Genomic DNA, 14830 nt, shown 5'->3' with positions numbered 1-14830 from the left:
TTCTCATGGAGTCATTGGTAGTGGACTGCAGTGAGGTGCGGTCGCAGGCAGATTTCTGGCGACTTTACCTGCGAATGGTTCGCCCAGAGGGTGCAGAACACTTCGGATCTAATCTAGAAGCGTTCCGCGATGCCGTCTTGGGTGGCGGACCAGGCTGGCCTGGGGACCGCACGCTGCGTTTCACCGGTAGTGCGCATATGAGCGCCATTCAGAATGGGGAGTTTCTGGCCAAGCTGAAACTGATTGCTGAAGCCTCAGACGGTGACCCGGAGATACGTTTTGAGTGACGACTAAAGGAAACCGCGCAGATCCTCACACCGAGCGAGTCGAGGACACGCGAGGTCTAGGCGAAGTAGCCGCTCGCTGAGTTGACGTGGTCGGACTCGCGCTCCTCCATGAGATTCTGGATTTCCTTTAAAAGGCCCTTGGTTCGCGTGAGATTAAGTCAGGTGTGAGGCGTGCGATCGAGTGTTTTGTGAGTGCGACTGCTTCCGACTCCGTGAGGCTTCCCAACACCGCGACTGTAGCAAGCCCAGCTCTCGTTGCGGCTGCGATGCCAGTGCGTGAATCTTCAAATGCGACAGCCTTTCCCGTGGGCAGGCCGAGCTGTGCCACTGCGCGAATGTAGCACTCTGGTTCTGGTTTTGAAGCCGAGACATCTTCAAATGCGATCACGGCGGTAAATGCGCCAGCGAGTCCAGCCTGGTGGAGTGCCGGGAGTACCGTGTCTCGGCTTGCTGCGGTGACCACTGCGAGCTGCTTTCCAGCAGCGCAGGCTGCGTGAACAAAGGCCCGCGCATCAGGGGCGATCCTGCTCTGCTCTTTCGTTCGTGCAAGATAATGCGCGTTAAATAGGTGGAGCAGAGAGCTTGGGTTAGAAAGTGCTCCTGCAGATTCAGCAGCGAGGATGCTAAACATGTGTTCCTCTGTGAATCCGGCAAAATCAGTAAAGTAGCGTTCCTTAGAGATCGTGATGCCGAGCTCATGTTCTGCAATCTCGGAGACAATTTCGGCGAGCAAGTCCTCATCATCGGAAAGCGTTCCGTTGAAATCGAGCAGAAGCGCATCGGCCCGGTTGATGAGTTCCCGTGTGGCCGACATGCTGGGGGCAGTGAGGGGCAAAGTGGTGTCCTTCTCGTTGGGGTGGTTAAGAGGAAAAGTGCTGCGGCTGCAGCTTTGTCGCATCAGGATATTCAAGTGTGAGGGCCAGGAGTTCCTCCACAGTTTCTGCAAACTCAAGGAGCGCAAAATCGCTCCCGTGAGGCCCAGCAAGTTGCAGCCCTACGGGGTGACCCTCTGAAGAAAGCCCCATTGGTAGCGAAAGCGCGGGCTGTCCTGTCTGGTTGAACCAAGCTGTGAAGTTCGCGTGATAAAGGAGGGGCGCTGTGGTATCGGGACCGAAGTCGGTCGCTGGAAAACGATGGACTCCCATTACGGGGGAGACGATTAGATCGTAGCTGGCGAATTGTGCGCTGATGCGAGCTGAGACTGTGGAGAGGTGCTCAAAATCCCGAAAGTAATCGACAGCGCTCAAATCTCGGCCAGGTGCTGCCCAGATACGAATCTCTTCGAGCAGCGAGTCTCGACGCTCGGCAGGACACCCCTCAAGCTCCGCAATGCAACGGACCATTAGGCAGCGGTTGAGTGCCTCAAAGTCTGTGTCGTGTAGGTTCGGTAATACCGCGGTGAGGTGTGCTCCCTGATCCGCAAATAGGTCGGTGGCGTTGCGAAAAAGTTGAGCTGTGGTTGAATCGGCTCGGGGGCCGTAGCCAGGATGCTCCATGACACCGATATTTACCCCTCGTAGTGAGCGGGGTCTTTCCTGGTTCAAGCGGGGGATCTCGCGTGAAAGCTGATCGCTCGGATCCGGGATGGCAACGACTTGGAATAGCTTGCGTGTTTCTCTCACCGTGCGCGCCATTGGACCGGCCGACCGCCAGGTGCTGGCGGGTGCATAGGCAAGCGCACCCTGAGTGGGCTTGAGCGCTGTGATGCCGCAGTGCGCGGCGGGAAGTCTCACACTTCCAGCAATATCGGTCCCGAGTGCGAAGGGGGTTGCTCCCGTGGCTACTGCTACTCCTGCACCGGAGCTTGACCCGCCAGGTGAAGCTGATAGGTCCCAGGGGTTTCGGGTCACTCCAAAAGTAGAGCTTACTCCAGAGGCCAGGAGTCCGAAGTCGGGCATCGTTGTCTTTCCAAGGATGATCGCGCCAGCTTCCACCAAACGTTGCACGGGGACTGACGCTGTTGTCGAGACTGCGCCGGGGTGCGCAGCACTGCCGTGCCAGCGAGGCATGGCAGGAACATGAAAGCTATCCTTGACGGAAGCAATCACACCCCATAAAGGTTTGTCATTTTGAACCTTATTAGAAACGTTGAGTTTCTCTGCTTCATGCAGGGCATTTCTCGTATCGAGATGAGAGAACGCGTTCGTTGCTGCTTGGGTTAGTGCTGCGCTACCGATACGTGTTTCGATGGACTCAAGCGCTGAGTAATCGGCGATCGAGGGGTGTTTTGAGCTGTCTGTGTGTGTCACTTTGGGGTGCCCTTCTGCAGTGAAGGCTGACTGCCGCCTGGAAAATTGCCTCTGGACACGGAGTGTATCGGTGAATGTATACTTGCCGAAACCCCAAATGGGCGATCGACGTGATCGGTAAATGGTTTGGAAATTTGGCCTTAAGGAGCGGGTGTGATGATCGGCGAACAGCTCGCGCACTTGGTAGAGGGCCTCCGGCTTCAGGGAGAGCTGAAGCTGCCCTCTGAACGGGAGCTCGCGGCGCAGCTTGGCATTTCACGGGGTGGCGTCCGAAAGGGACTCGCGACGCTGATTGAGAATGGCCAGGTCGTTCAGCGTGTAGGCCGCAATGGGGGAACCTACATTCGCACCGTGAACGTTGACTCATACATTGTCTCCCCGCCAGTGGCGCCCTTTACTGTCTCCCGGTCTTTGAATGAAGTTGTTGGGGTTCCGACCCTCTTGGTCGACCAGGGGTACACGCCGAGTACACGAATCCTGCGGGCTGAGGAACGTGATGCCCAGAAGCGAGAGCGCGATCAGCTTGGCTTATCGCCCGGGCAGCGGGTCGTGACTATTCGCCGCTTGCGATCTGCGAATGAGGTGCCCCTTTCTCTGGAGGAGATGACTCTCCCTGCCTCAGTGTTCCCCGATCTCCTCTCGCGTGACCTCAGCTCAATCTACGAGTTAATGGCTGACGGCTACGGTGTGTCCGTGGTGACTGCTCAAGAACGTATCGGAGTGGGCGAGGCGACACCCTCAGCCGCCTATCTATTGAAGGTTGCTCCGGGCGCTCCGCTTTTTGACATCGAACGCATCGCCCTGGACCAGAACAATCGACCCATTGAACTCTCCCGAGATTTGTTTCGGGCTGACCTTACCCGACTCACAGTGACGAGTCCGTAGCCCTAGTGTGGCTGTGCTGCGGCTCAGTGACACCCAACAAAAGGAATCAACGATGATTCAGCATGATGTTCGTCCCCTTGATCGGTTTTCCGGAACCTTTCGTCTCACTGAACACATTGACCGCACCAGCAGGATTTTGGGCACTATTGACAGTTCCCTCAGAGGAATAGGTCAAATATTCCTGATCAACAATCCGCTCACTGGCCTCGCTTTCCTGATCGCAGTCACAGCTCATTCTCTTTGGAGCGGGACCATGCTAATCGGGGGTGCGATAATCGCCACCCTTACTGCTGTTCTACTCGGATATGACTCCGGGGTTGTACGTCTCGGATTCTTCTCATTCAACGGCGCACTTTTTGGAGTACTGGGGGCAGTCTTCCTTCAAGGGGAGTGGGTGCCGAGCAACGCGGCCTTCACACTTCTGGCCGCAGCGATTTCCGTCCCGATTATGCAAGCAACGATTGAGGTGCTGGTGGTCAGGTTTGACGCGCCAGCACTCTCGCTGACTTTCGGATTGCTCGGATTGCTCGTGCTGCTTCTCGCTCCTGCAACCGCGAATGGCAATGGCAACCTCGCTCTGCTGCAGCCAGTTGAGAGGTTTTCCCAAACTCCTGACCCGATTCTCCGCGCCAGCCTTGAGGGGAATGCGGTGGACTCGCTCACTGGTCTTCTTAATGCTACCTTTCGCGGAATTAGCCAGGTTTTGTTGATGGATTCAGTTCTTGTCGGCGTGCTGATCGTCATCGGGATCGCACTCGCCACACGTATTGGAGCGATCATGGTGATTCTTGGTTCCTTTGCCGGTGCGCTTGCTGGGCAAGCGATTGGAGCCGATGGATCGGAGATTTATCACGGTCTCTGGGGATATAACGGCGCCGTTGTGGCTGCTGCCCTGTTCGGAATCGTGCTCGTACCGAGCGTGAAATCGTTTATCGCAACCATCGTCGCTGCGGCTGCCTCGGCACTTCTTTACGGAGCGCTCTCTCAATTCCTGGCTCCGTATGGAATTATCCCGCTGAGCCTGCCCCTCGTGATCGTAATCATTGGATCCGTACTCGCATTTCGCGGCAGCCGAATTGGCGTGATCGCGATTGCCAATTACTCCAACGCCGAGCATCAGTTCAGCGTACGCTCCGTCGAAAGGAATAACTCGTGACGCACTGGCAAGAAAACCCTGGCGCCTGGGTGCAGGGCTTTAGTCTGGAAACAATTGAGTGGGGTGGTCCGGTTGCTCAGGTACCATCGCCGAGTTGGTGGGCGTCAGACAGCGAACTACTTACGGGGGAAAGCCCTGAGCATGGCCCGGTGCTCCTTAAGAAGCTCTCCCGACACGCCTGGTCCTGGCGGAACAAAGAAAACCTGATCGCAGCTGCGACCGCCGCGGGCGAGATCGGAGTGGGGCCACGGGTTCTCGCTGCAGACAGCGAGCTGGGGGTCATCCTTCAAGAGAGGCTCAGCTCGGAATGGCGCGTGGGGCGTCTCGACCTTTTCCGCAGCAAGGCGCTGCGTGGAAACCTCATTGAGGCGCGAGCACGTTTTGCCGAGCTTGATGTTCCATTGTCGCCTCGGAGTCCCTTAATCGATCTCAACCAACTACTGGACGAATGCGATGACAGAGGCATCGAGGTCGACCCACGGGTGAGGAGCCTCATCGCCTATGTGTCCGAATTTCGTGAACCGCTACTTGCGTATCGAAAAACCATAGAAATGCGGCCATCTCACGGAGAAGGCACCGTCTCGAACGTTATGGTGCACCACTCTGGGGAGGTACAACTGCTGGGGTGGGGGTCGGCTGCAAGCTTGTCAGCCGTGCATGATCATGCGACTCTCATTGCTGAGGCCTGTCCTGGCGCTCTCGATATCGATGGCTTTATTGCGGAGTTGGCACCAGACGCTCAACCAAGAGATCGAGCAGTGATCAAGCTTGTTACTGGAATCGAACACTTGCGTTGGGCGGTATTGACGCGGCTCCGGTCATCAGTTGACCCTGATGTCAACCTCGATTCAATTAAGTATGGCCTTTGGCGGATGACCTTTGCCGATCTCCTCCTCACCGCCCCCGGTACCCGCGCCGAGCTTGAAGGAGCGCTCTCATGAACTCGATTACACTTCCCGAAGAAGTGCTCGCTGCGATCGCGAAGAATCCAGACTGGACTGGCAAACAAGTACTGGCGGACCCCGTATTCGGAGGAATTACCAACGAAAACTTTCGGCTACGCATCGGAGAGGCCGACCCAGTGTTTGTGAAAATGCCGGGCATAGGCACCGAGAAGTTCATTAACCGTGACACGGCGAACCAAGCTGCTCGACAAGCCGCGGCAGTTGGGATTAGCCCCAGGGTGCTCTTCTATGACGTTGCATCAGGCATTGAGTTCACTGAGTTTGTTGAAGGCGGGTTTCGCGCCGCCACAACCCTTGACTTCCAAAGAGCCGACGTGTGCAGTGGGGTGATACGGGTCTACCGTCACTGGCACAGCACAGAACTGCTGAGTGAAACCAAAACGATGATTGACATGGTCGATGAACACCTTTCGCAAGTGAAGGCCGATCGTATCGAGCTCCCAGACTGGAGCGGGGACGTGCTGAAGAACTATCGAGAGGCCATCGAAGCTTTTGAAGCCTCGGGACTGGACCTTGTTCCTGCGCATAACGATCCAATGCCGGGCAACTTCCTCATCGACGCGGAAGCCAACGTGAAACTCATCGACTTTGATTACGCGGCGAATAACGAGGCAAGTTATGAGCTTGGATTGATCCTCACTGAAATGTTTGTAGATATTGATCGATCACGTGAACTCGTGGCTGAGTATTGCGGTGGTCCTGACGAACGGTTCTTTGCTCGCGCAATGCTTTCCCGCATGATCGCGGATACAAAGTGGGGGCTCTGGGGGCTGATTAACGCCCATGCGCGCGATGAGGACTTCGACTACTACAAATACGGATCATGGAAGTTGTACCGCACCTTTTGGATATCTCGGCACCCTGATTATCAGGCATGGCTTAAGGCGGCACGATGACAGATCCTGCGGCTGAGCTTTGCGACGAGCTGTTTGGTCGTTTTTCCGACATTGGACGTAAAGACGAAACTGGAGTTGAGCGTCTCGCTTTCGGAAGAGCTGACGCTGAGGTTCGTGCACAGTTCCGGGATGAATGCCATCGGCACGGGCTTCATTTTCACGTTGATCAAATTGGCAATCAATTTGGGTTGGTGAAGGCTCCGGAAGAGGGACAAAAGATAGTTCTCGTGGGTTCCCATCTGGATAGCCAACCGGCTGGTGGACGCTTTGACGGGCAACTTGGAGTCGCCGCAGGACTGGCCGTTGTGGCGATAGAAAGAGCGAAGGGCAGCCTCCCCGTTGGTTGTAATCTCGGTACCGTGAACTGGGCGAATGAGGAAGGAGCCCGATTCCAGCCGAGTGTGATGGGAAGTAGCGTTTTTACCGGACAGCTTGCGCTCGAGACTGCACTGAACGCGCGAGATGCGCAAAATGTGCTCCTGGCAGATGAGCTAGAGGCGAAATGCCTAGCGGGGACCTCGATGTTGCCCGGCCAGCTTGCCGCGTACGCAGAGCTGCACGTCGAGCAGGGGTCTGAACTGGAAGAGCACGACTTGAATATTGGTGTGGTCGAACGGACCTGGGCGGCATACAAAGCTGACATTCGTGTGCGTGGGCAGCAGACCCACACAGGACCAACACCAATGGCAAAGCGCATAGACGCGCTGGCTGCGGCGGCCAGGCTTATCGTTTTGGTGCGTGAGCTAGGACTCCGGGATTACAATGCGCAATTGCATACGGCGATAGCTTGGATGCGGATAACACCAAACTCACCAAACGCGACTCCCTCGCTGGTTGAACTGAAAGTTGAACTGCGTAGTCCGGATGAATCATTGCTCGATGCCACACGCGCGAGATTGAGCGCGGAGGTGACCTCGCTCGAGGATGAAATGGGAGTCCAATGTGAGCTTAATGATTGGTCTGAGCGGCGTGCCAGTCGCTTTTGCCCAGAAATTGTTGCGGGCGTAGAGGCAGCGATATCGACGCTTGGACTGAGTGTGAAACGCGTTGCGACGATCGCGGGACACGATGCCGTGGTTACGAACGCGGCTGGAGCACCAACGACACTGCTGTTTGTTCCGAGTGCTGGTGGAATCACTCACAATGCTGCTGAGTTCACGAGCGTGGAGGATCGTCATCGCGGAGTTACTGCTCTTGCTGTGGCTGTGAAACACCTCTTAGAACGTATAGAGACTGACTCGCCGCATTGAGGCTGCCAGTTACAGGAAGCCGCGGAGCAGTGCGGAGGAGCCCTCAACGTGTTCCAGCATTGCTGCGGCCGCAACCTCGGGTTGGCCCTGCAGGATCGCCGTCACGATCGCCTGGTGCTGATCGTTTGAGTGGGCGAGATTGGGCGCGAGCATGGGAATGTCGTCGAGCAAGGTATTGACTCGCGTGCGCAGGTTCGCGACAAGCGGCACGAGACTCGCGGATCCCGAGAGTTCTGCGATGAGCATGTGCAGACGCGAGTCGTGGCGACGGTGATTCTCAACCGTTGCCGCTGCGCACTCGTTGAGCGTGGCGACGAGGGCGGCGCGATCCTCCGCCGCAAGCTCGCGCGCCGCCGCCTCACGCGCGGCCCCCACTTCGAGTACGCGGCGCAACACGGCTATATCTTCGACTTCCCCTTCCAGCGGAGTGGGAAGAGGAAAATGAATCGAGACGCCCTTCGGTAGTTCATCGACGACGAAGGTGCCACCGTAGCGGCCGCGCCTCGACAGCACATACCCGGATTCGACGAGGGTGGAAATGGCTTCGCGGACGGTGTCGCGACTGACCTTCAGCATTGCTGCCAGATCACGCTCGGCCGGGAGTTTTTCACCCGGTTCGATCAGCCCGAGCCGAATCGACTGCAACAGTCGTTGCATCGTCTCTTCGTAAGCGTTTGTGGGGCGCACGGCGCGCACGAGGAGTTCGATGCCGACAGTATTGCTCCGCATGTCCCTCCTTTGCCGGTGATGACTCTCTCTGGCGAGTGTACCGCGCCCCCGGCCAGCGCCTACAGCGGGGTGGTGTAGGCGCTGCTGATGCCGCCGTCGACGAGGAACGTTGACGCGGTGATAAACGATGCGTCGTCACTCGCGAGGAAAGCGACCGACGCCGCGAGCTCCTCGGGCCTGGCGAATCGACCGACGGGCACGTGCACAAGACGCCGCTCGGCGCGCTCGGGATCGCTCGCGAAAAGTTCTTGCAACAGGGGAGTGTTGACCGGTCCGGGGCAGAGCGCGTTCACGCGGATGCCCTGGCGCGCGAACTGCACGCCGAGTTCGCGGCTCATCGCGAGCACACCGCCCTTTGAAGCCGTGTAGGAGATCTGCGAGGTCGCGGATCCGAGCACCGCCACAAACGATGCCGTGTTGATGATGGAGCCGCTACCCTGCTTCACCATGTGGCGCAAGGCCGCGCGTGAACACAGGTAGACGCTCTTTAGATTCACATCCTGCACCTTCTGCCACGCAGGCAACTCCGTGGTTTCGATGGAGTCGTCATCTTCCGGGGAGATACCGGCATTGTTGAATGCGATATCAACCGCGCCGTATTCGCGGGCGGCGGTGTCGAAGAGATTGTTGACTTGATCCTCGTCTGTGACGTTGACCTGCACGAAGAGCCCTGCGACGGCGTCTGCCGCCGCCTGACCGCTCGCCGGATCCATGTCGCCAATGACGATGCGCGCGCCTTCAGCGCGCATTCGTTTCGCTGTCGCGAGACCGATGCCACTGCCGCCGCCGGTTATGACGGCGACTTTGCCGGCTAGCCGCTGGGTGAGGTCGATGGGGGTGATGTCGCTCATGGGGAGGCTCCTTTGTGTGGGGTGTGGTGAGGGTGGGGCGAGCGAAGCGAGCTGAGCTACTCCGACGCGAAGAAGACGTTCTTGGTTTCCGTGAAGTGCAGCGGAGCGTCTGGCCCAAGCTCGCGCCCGAGCCCGGACTGTTTGAAGCCGCCGAACGGAGTCGCATACCGCACCGACGAGTGCGAGTTCACGGACAGGTTGCCGCCCTCGACCCCGCGTGCCACTCGAATTCCGCGGCCGAGATCCGAGGTCCAGATCGAACCGCTCAGGCCGTACTCTGAGTCGTTGGCGAGAGTGATCGCGTCAGCCTCGTCCTCGAAGGGAAGTACCGCGACCACGGGTCCGAAGATCTCTTCCGTAGCGATCCTGTCGCCGCGGTTTGGGGTGACGACGGTGGGCGCAAACCACGCGCCGGGGCCGTCAGGGCAGGATCCGCGGAACGCGACGGGGGTGTGTTCGGTGATGAACGCGGCAACACTCTCACGGTGGGCGAGGGTCACGAGTGGGCCGACTTCGGTTGTCTCGAGTGTGGGGTCGCCCACTTTCACGCCCTTTACGGCCTGCTCAAACTCTGCCATGAAACGGTCGTAGACGCTGCGCTGTACAAGCAAGCGGCTGCGTGCGCAGCAATCCTGGCCGGCGTTGTCGAACACCGAATACGGTGCGGTGGCTGCTGCCCGTTCGATGTCGGCGTCAGCGAACACAATGTTGGCGCTCTTGCCGCCGAGTTCAAGCGTCACCCGTTTGACCTGATCTGCGCAGCCCGCCATGATGCCTTTACCGACGGCGGTGGATCCGGTGAAAACGACCTTGCGTACCGCTGGGTTCGTGACGAAGCGCTCTCCAACGACGGATCCGCGGCCGGCAAGCACCTGAAACAGTCCCTCGGGAAGCCCCGACTCGAGGGCAAGCTCGCCGAGGCGCAGGCTCGTGAGCGGCGTCCACTCGGCAGGTTTCAGCACCACGGCGTTGCCGGCTGCGAGCGCCGGCACAAAACCCCACGATGCGATGGTCATGGGGAAGTTCCAGGGGTAATCACCCCGACGACGCCGAGCGACTCGTGAAAGGTGACGTTCATGCCGCCGGCCACCGGGATCTGTTGGCCGATCAGGCGTTCGGGCGATCCGGAGTAGTACTCGAGCACATCGCGCACGTGGCTCGCTTCCCAGCGGGACTGTGTGATGGGGTGGCCGGAGTTTGCGGTCTCGAGCTGGGCAAGCTGTTCGATGTCGCCGTCGACGGCATTGGCGAAGCGGCGCAGGGCGCGGGCGCGGTCGGCGGGGGCGACGCGAGCCCAGTCGTGCTGTGCGCGCACGGCGGCGGCGATGGCGGCGTCGGTGCCGGCCGCGTCGAGATGCTCGACCTCGGTGACGACGGTTTCGTTTGCCGGGTTAATGACGGTGTAGCTCATGAGGCGTCCTTCGCGGCGGTGTCGGGGGAGCTAAAGTGCTCGGGAAGTGAGGCAGAGACTCTGGGGGTCCCGCGGGCGGAGCGGTATTCTCGTGCCGCTCGGACGAGCCCGGAAAACAGCCTGCGGTCCTCGGGGTTTTCTTCGGGGTGCCACTGCACCGCGATCCCGAAGGGTACCGACTCAAGCTCGAGCGACTGGATCACGCCGTCGTCGCTGCGGCTGGTAACGGTGAGCCCTGATCCGACGGTGTCGATCGCCTGGTGGTGGTAGAGCGCCGCCTGCGCCCGTGGGTTCTCGCCGAGCACGTCGGCGATGCGCGTATCAGGATCGACCTCCACGCCGATGCGGTTGAACTCGCCGTTGCCGAGCTGGTACCTGTTGTCGCCGATGATGTCGGGGAGATGTTGGGTGAGAGTGCCGCCGAGTTCGACGTTGAGTAATTGCGCGCCACGGCAGATGCCAAGGAACGGTAATTCGGCGTCGATCGCGGCCTGCAACAGCGCGCTCTCAAAGTTGTCGCGGTCCGTGCGGGGTGGGGCGGTGTGTTCGTGCGGCTGTTGGCCGTAGCGTGTGGGATCAAGGTCCGCTCCTCCCGAGAAGATGATGCCGTCGAGGGTCGCGATGATCCGCTCGGCGATCTCGGGGGAGACCGGTTGTGGCGGAAGCACCACGGCGATGCCCCGGCATCAGTGACTCCGTTCAGATACACCTCCGGCAGGAAGGATGCTCGCACGTCCCAGACTCCTGTCTGGGCCTGTTCGAGATAGCTGGTGACGCCGATGATCGGAGCCGCGCTTGAGAGAGAGTTAGAGTCGTTCAAAGCCACGCACCCGCTCCCAATCGGTGATTGCGGAATCGAAGGCCGCTACCTCGACCCGTGCGGCGTGCACATAGTGTTCCACGACGTTGTCGCCGAATACCGCGCGGGCGAGGTCGGACTGTTCGAAAAGATCTGCGGCCTCGCGCAGCGTTGATGGGACGCGCTCGATATCGCTGGTGTAGGCGTTGCCCGCGAGCGGTTCGCCGAGCTCCATCCCCTGCTCGATCCCGTTCAGGCCGGCGGCGAGCATGGCAGCGACGGCGAGGTACTGGTTGACATCGGCGCCCGGCACGCGGTTCTCGACGCGCATCGCGTGGCCGCGGCCGACGACACGCAAGGAACAGGTGCGATTGTCGTGTCCCCAGGCGACGGCGGTGGGGGCGAAGCTGGCATTGGCGAAGCGTTTGTACGAATTGATGTTTGGCGCAAACATCAGCGTGAACTCCCGGGTTGCTGCGAGCTGGCCTGCGATGAAGCTGCGGAACATGGGCGACATGCCGTCCGGCGCACTGTCATCGGCAAAGACGGGATCGCCGGCTTCCGTGCGCAGGCTCGCGTGTACGTGGCAGCTGCTGCCCTCTCGCTCGTTGAACTTTGCCATGAAGGTGATGGACTTGCCGTGCGCGTCAGCGATTTCCTTGGTGCCGCTCTTAAAGATGGAGTGGTTGTCACAGGTATTCAGGGCGTGCGCGTATCGGAAGGCGATCTCTTGCTGGCCGAAATTGCACTCGCCCTTCACTCCCTCGCAGTACATGCCAGCGCCGTCCATGGAGTTGCGGATGTCGCGCAGGAGCGGCTCCATGCGGGTAGAGGCGTGCAGGGCGTAGTCGACGTTGTAGTCGCTTCCCGCCGTGAGATCGCGGTATCCCTTCTGCCAGGCGCTTCGGTAGTCGTCTTCAAAAACGATGAACTCGAGTTCCGTGGCCACCTGGGGGACCAGGCCGAGCTTCTCGAATCGCTCAACCTGGGTGCGCAGAATCTGCCTGGGGGAGACGGGGATGGGGGTGTGGTCGCGCGCGGTGGTGAGATCGGCGATGACGAGCGCAGTTGCGGGTAGCCAGGGCACCAGGCGCAGCGTGCTGAGATCCGGGACCATCGCCATGTCGCCGTAGCCACTTTCCCAGCTGGTGAGCGCATAGCCTTCGACCGTGTTGAGTTCCACGTCGACGGTGAGGAGGTAATTGCAGCACTCGGTGCCGTGGTCCATGGCGTCCTCGAGGAACAGCCGCGCGGAGATGCGTTTGCCGACGAGACGGCCCTGCATGTCGGTGAAGGCCACGATGACGGTGTCGATGTCGCCCGCCGCTACCGCATTCCGCAGCTGTTCAGGGGTGAGATTGCCGCTTGCCGGAATCATTCATGCTCCTTCTTCTCGTCATCGAGGGGGCGTGCAGAAACAAACTTAAAGGTTGGATTCTCGTCCATTACACCACACCGCGTGACGGGAGCGCTACCCCTGCTTTTCCGTAATCCTGGGCTATGAAAGCGCTGGTTGGATTGGTTGAGGAAATAAAGGTAGGCACGGCGACCAATAAAAGCTATACTCGGCCCCACGTCCTGAAATGAATGACGCGTGAGTCTGATCGCGTCATCCGATCACAACGAAGTGAAAGGGGTCGAGATGGCCAAGGATACATTGAAGGTCTCCGGAGCAACATACACTGCTGCGGAGTCCGGATACTTCGAAAAGCGGAAGCTGAAACGCGCTGCAGGCGTGTGGGGGCTGTGGGGTCTCGCTGTCGGGGCGGTGATCTCGGGAGACTTCTCCGGCTGGAACTTCGGTATCGACGCGGCGGGTTTCGGCGGCATGTTGATAGCGTTCGCCGTGCTCATCGTGATGTATTACGGGCTCATTTTCTCAATTGGGGAAATGGCGGCCGCGATGCCCCACACGGGCGGCGCGTACTCATTCGGCAGGGCCGCGATGGGGCCGTGGGGTGGCTTCATCACCGGGCTCGCCGAGACGGTCGAGTATGTCGCGACCACGGCGGTCATCGTCTTCTTTTCGGCCTCCTACGCCAACGGCATCACCTCAGAGCTCCTCGGGGTTTCCCTTCCCTCGTGGGTGTGGTGGCTGATCCTGTACGCCCTCTTCATCGCACTCAACACGGCGGGTGCTGCGATCTCCTTCAAATTCGCGATTATCGTGTCCATCATTTCGATCGCGATCATTCTGCTGTTCTCTGCCATGGCGATCTTCAGCGGTGCCTTCAGCTGGGATGCACTTTGGAACATCGCCCCCGACGCGGGCCAGACGAGCTTCCTCCCGCACGGGCCGCTGCCAATCCTGTTCGCGCTCCCCTTCGCAATGTGGTTCTTCCTCGGGATCGAGGAGTTGCCGCTCGCCGCTGAGGAATCCCACAACCCGGTTCGGGACATTCCTCGTGCGGGGCTGTGGGCTCGCGGCACGCTGATCGTCACGGGTTTGCTCGTGCTCTTCCTGAACACGGGCGTGCTCGGCGCCGACGAGATGGGGGTTGCTGGCGAACCGCTCCTCGATGGGTTCCGTGTGATCGTGGGAGATCAGCTCGCTGCGGTGCTCGCGCTCTTCGCCCTCATTGGGCTCTTTGCGTCACTGCAGGGCATCATGTTCGCTTACGGACGCAACATGTACTCGCTCTCGCGTGCCGGCTACTACCCGAAGTTCCTGTCTCTTACCGGGAAACGACAGACACCGTGGATCGCGCTGCTCGCGGGCGCTCTCATCGGGTTCTTTGCGCTCGTGCTCGTTGACGTGCTGGGCGGTGCCGACGGTGTTGCCGGCGCGATCGTATTGAACATTGCGGTGTGGGGTGCGGTTCTCGCCTACTTCATGCAGATGGTCTCCTTCATCATCCTGCGACGTACCTTCCCGAATGCGAAGCGACCCTATCGGAGTCCCTGGGGACTCTTTGGGGCATGGGCCGCGGCCATTATTGCGGCGATGATTTTCGTAGGGTTCCTGCTCAACGAAACCTTCCAGCCCGCCATTGTGGCGATTGTGGTGGTCTACGTTGTCGCCCTGCTGGTCTTCTGGTTCTACGGGCGACACCACCTGGTGCTCTCACCGGAGGAGGAATACGCGATCTCTGGTGGTTTGCACGGTGACCCCGAAAGCGAAGGCTACGGAGGGGAAGTCGAGGACGAACTGCTGGCGGGCGACGGAAGAGCGGGGGCACAAGACGCCACGAAATAAAAGTGTAAGCTAGCAGCACTCGTGAATATCGGCCTTTGAGCCGTGGCGGGAGAGTCCGGGCCCAGAGCCCGGCGCCGAAGGAGCAAACCCTCCCCGGGAATCTCTCAGGCACCCGTACCGCCACAGCTAGGCAACTCTGGAAAGTGGTCAGTGACC

General features: G+C 59.6%; 13 protein-coding genes, 1 pseudogene and 1 riboswitch. Of the genes and pseudogenes, 7 read left to right on the top strand and 7 right to left on the bottom strand.

The features are described 5' to 3' along the window. Positions 1-5: 5 nt before the first annotated feature. Entirely contained in the window at positions 6-287 is a 282-nt protein-coding gene (locus G7067_RS15300; RefSeq protein ID WP_425280682.1) for a barstar family protein, read from the top strand. A gap of 127 nt (positions 288-414) precedes the next feature. Here the strand turns inward: G7067_RS15300 and G7067_RS12915 are convergent, their stop codons facing one another. After that, positions 415-1101 carry an HAD family hydrolase gene (locus tag G7067_RS12915; RefSeq protein ID WP_166325144.1) on the bottom strand — a complete coding sequence of 229 codons (687 nt, stop codon included), beginning with the start codon at positions 1099-1101 and terminating at the stop codon, positions 415-417. A 46-nt stretch (positions 1102-1147) separates the two neighbouring features. Then, positions 1148-2536 (bottom strand): amidase, encoded by a 1389-nt coding sequence (locus tag G7067_RS12910; RefSeq protein WP_166325141.1) that lies wholly within the window; start codon positions 2534-2536, stop codon positions 1148-1150. Between the two features lie 156 nt (positions 2537-2692). Between G7067_RS12910 and G7067_RS12905 the strand changes: the two genes are divergently transcribed. From G7067_RS12905 to G7067_RS12885, 5 genes are read left to right on the top strand one after another with little or no spacing between them, the layout of a single operon-like run. After that, positions 2693-3421 carry a GntR family transcriptional regulator gene (locus G7067_RS12905; RefSeq protein WP_166325138.1) on the top strand — a complete coding sequence of 243 codons (729 nt, stop codon included), beginning with the start codon at positions 2693-2695 and terminating at the stop codon, positions 3419-3421. Between the two features lie 52 nt (positions 3422-3473). Further along, positions 3474-4577: an urea transporter gene (locus G7067_RS12900; protein WP_166325135.1), complete on the top strand. Its 1104-nt coding sequence runs from the start codon at positions 3474-3476 to the stop codon at positions 4575-4577. After that, positions 4574-5518: a hypothetical protein gene (locus tag G7067_RS12895; RefSeq protein WP_166325132.1), complete on the top strand. Its 945-nt coding sequence runs from the start codon at positions 4574-4576 to the stop codon at positions 5516-5518. The genes G7067_RS12900 and G7067_RS12895 overlap by 4 nt, the downstream gene beginning before the upstream one ends. Beyond that, on the top strand, positions 5515-6438 hold the full coding sequence (locus G7067_RS12890; protein ID WP_166325129.1) for a choline kinase family protein: 924 nt from the start codon (positions 5515-5517) through the stop codon (positions 6436-6438). The genes G7067_RS12895 and G7067_RS12890 overlap by 4 nt, the downstream gene beginning before the upstream one ends. Beyond that, complete coding sequence (locus tag G7067_RS12885) at positions 6435-7688, top strand: Zn-dependent hydrolase (RefSeq protein WP_166325126.1); 1254 nt, start codon at positions 6435-6437, stop codon at positions 7686-7688. The genes G7067_RS12890 and G7067_RS12885 overlap by 4 nt, the downstream gene beginning before the upstream one ends. Before the next feature lie 9 nt (positions 7689-7697). On the opposite strand, the gene G7067_RS12880 is transcribed toward G7067_RS12885, so the two are convergent. From G7067_RS12880 to G7067_RS12860, 5 genes and pseudogenes are all read right to left on the bottom strand, one after another. Then, complete coding sequence (locus tag G7067_RS12880) at positions 7698-8417, bottom strand: FadR/GntR family transcriptional regulator (protein WP_166325123.1); 720 nt, start codon at positions 8415-8417, stop codon at positions 7698-7700. A 59-nt stretch (positions 8418-8476) separates the two neighbouring features. After that, on the bottom strand, positions 8477-9268 hold the full coding sequence (locus G7067_RS12875) for a 3-oxoacyl-ACP reductase (protein WP_166325120.1): 792 nt from the start codon (positions 9266-9268) through the stop codon (positions 8477-8479). A gap of 56 nt (positions 9269-9324) precedes the next feature. After that, positions 9325-10679, bottom strand: a pseudogene (locus tag G7067_RS12870) (aldehyde dehydrogenase family protein). Continuing rightward, on the bottom strand, positions 10676-11350 hold the full coding sequence (locus G7067_RS12865) for a gamma-glutamyl-gamma-aminobutyrate hydrolase family protein (protein ID WP_341872839.1): 675 nt from the start codon (positions 11348-11350) through the stop codon (positions 10676-10678). Before G7067_RS12865 ends, G7067_RS12870 begins: the two are co-directional and overlap by 4 nt. Positions 11351-11485: 135 nt before the next feature. Beyond that, entirely contained in the window at positions 11486-12856 is a 1371-nt protein-coding gene (locus G7067_RS12860; RefSeq protein ID WP_166325117.1) for a glutamine synthetase family protein, read from the bottom strand. Between the two features lie 264 nt (positions 12857-13120). Between G7067_RS12860 and G7067_RS12855 the strand changes: the two genes are divergently transcribed. Beyond that, on the top strand, positions 13121-14674 hold the full coding sequence (locus tag G7067_RS12855) for an amino acid permease (RefSeq protein WP_166325114.1): 1554 nt from the start codon (positions 13121-13123) through the stop codon (positions 14672-14674). 36 nt (positions 14675-14710) lie between these two features. Then, positions 14711-14804, top strand: a riboswitch (glycine riboswitch). Positions 14805-14830 lie beyond the last annotated feature (26 nt).

The organism is Leucobacter insecticola (genome assembly GCF_011382965.1).
GTDB classification, from domain to species: Bacteria; Actinomycetota; Actinomycetes; order Actinomycetales; family Microbacteriaceae; genus Leucobacter; species Leucobacter insecticola.
The sequence above is the reverse complement of the archived record's forward strand: the minus strand, read 5'-3'. Positions and strand labels throughout refer to the sequence as shown.

Excerpts from the sequence above, each read along its gene's own strand:
- G7067_RS15300 (WP_425280682.1), top strand. The coding sequence starts at position 6 with ATGGAGTCATTGGTAGTGGACTGCAGTGAGGTGCGGTCGCAGGCAGAT.
- G7067_RS12915 (WP_166325144.1), bottom strand. The coding sequence starts at position 1,101 with ATGTCGGCCACACGGGAACTCATCAACCGGGCCGATGCGCTTCTGCTC.
- G7067_RS12905 (WP_166325138.1), top strand. The coding sequence starts at position 2,693 with ATGATCGGCGAACAGCTCGCGCACTTGGTAGAGGGCCTCCGGCTTCAG.
- G7067_RS12900 (WP_166325135.1), top strand. The coding sequence starts at position 3,474 with ATGATTCAGCATGATGTTCGTCCCCTTGATCGGTTTTCCGGAACCTTT.
- G7067_RS12890 (WP_166325129.1), top strand. The coding sequence starts at position 5,515 with ATGAACTCGATTACACTTCCCGAAGAAGTGCTCGCTGCGATCGCGAAG.
- G7067_RS12885 (WP_166325126.1), top strand. The coding sequence starts at position 6,435 with ATGACAGATCCTGCGGCTGAGCTTTGCGACGAGCTGTTTGGTCGTTTT.
- G7067_RS12880 (WP_166325123.1), bottom strand. The coding sequence starts at position 8,417 with ATGCGGAGCAATACTGTCGGCATCGAACTCCTCGTGCGCGCCGTGCGC.
- G7067_RS12875 (WP_166325120.1), bottom strand. The coding sequence starts at position 9,268 with ATGAGCGACATCACCCCCATCGACCTCACCCAGCGGCTAGCCGGCAAA.
- G7067_RS12860 (WP_166325117.1), bottom strand. The coding sequence starts at position 12,856 with ATGATTCCGGCAAGCGGCAATCTCACCCCTGAACAGCTGCGGAATGCG.
- G7067_RS12855 (WP_166325114.1), top strand. The coding sequence starts at position 13,121 with ATGGCCAAGGATACATTGAAGGTCTCCGGAGCAACATACACTGCTGCG.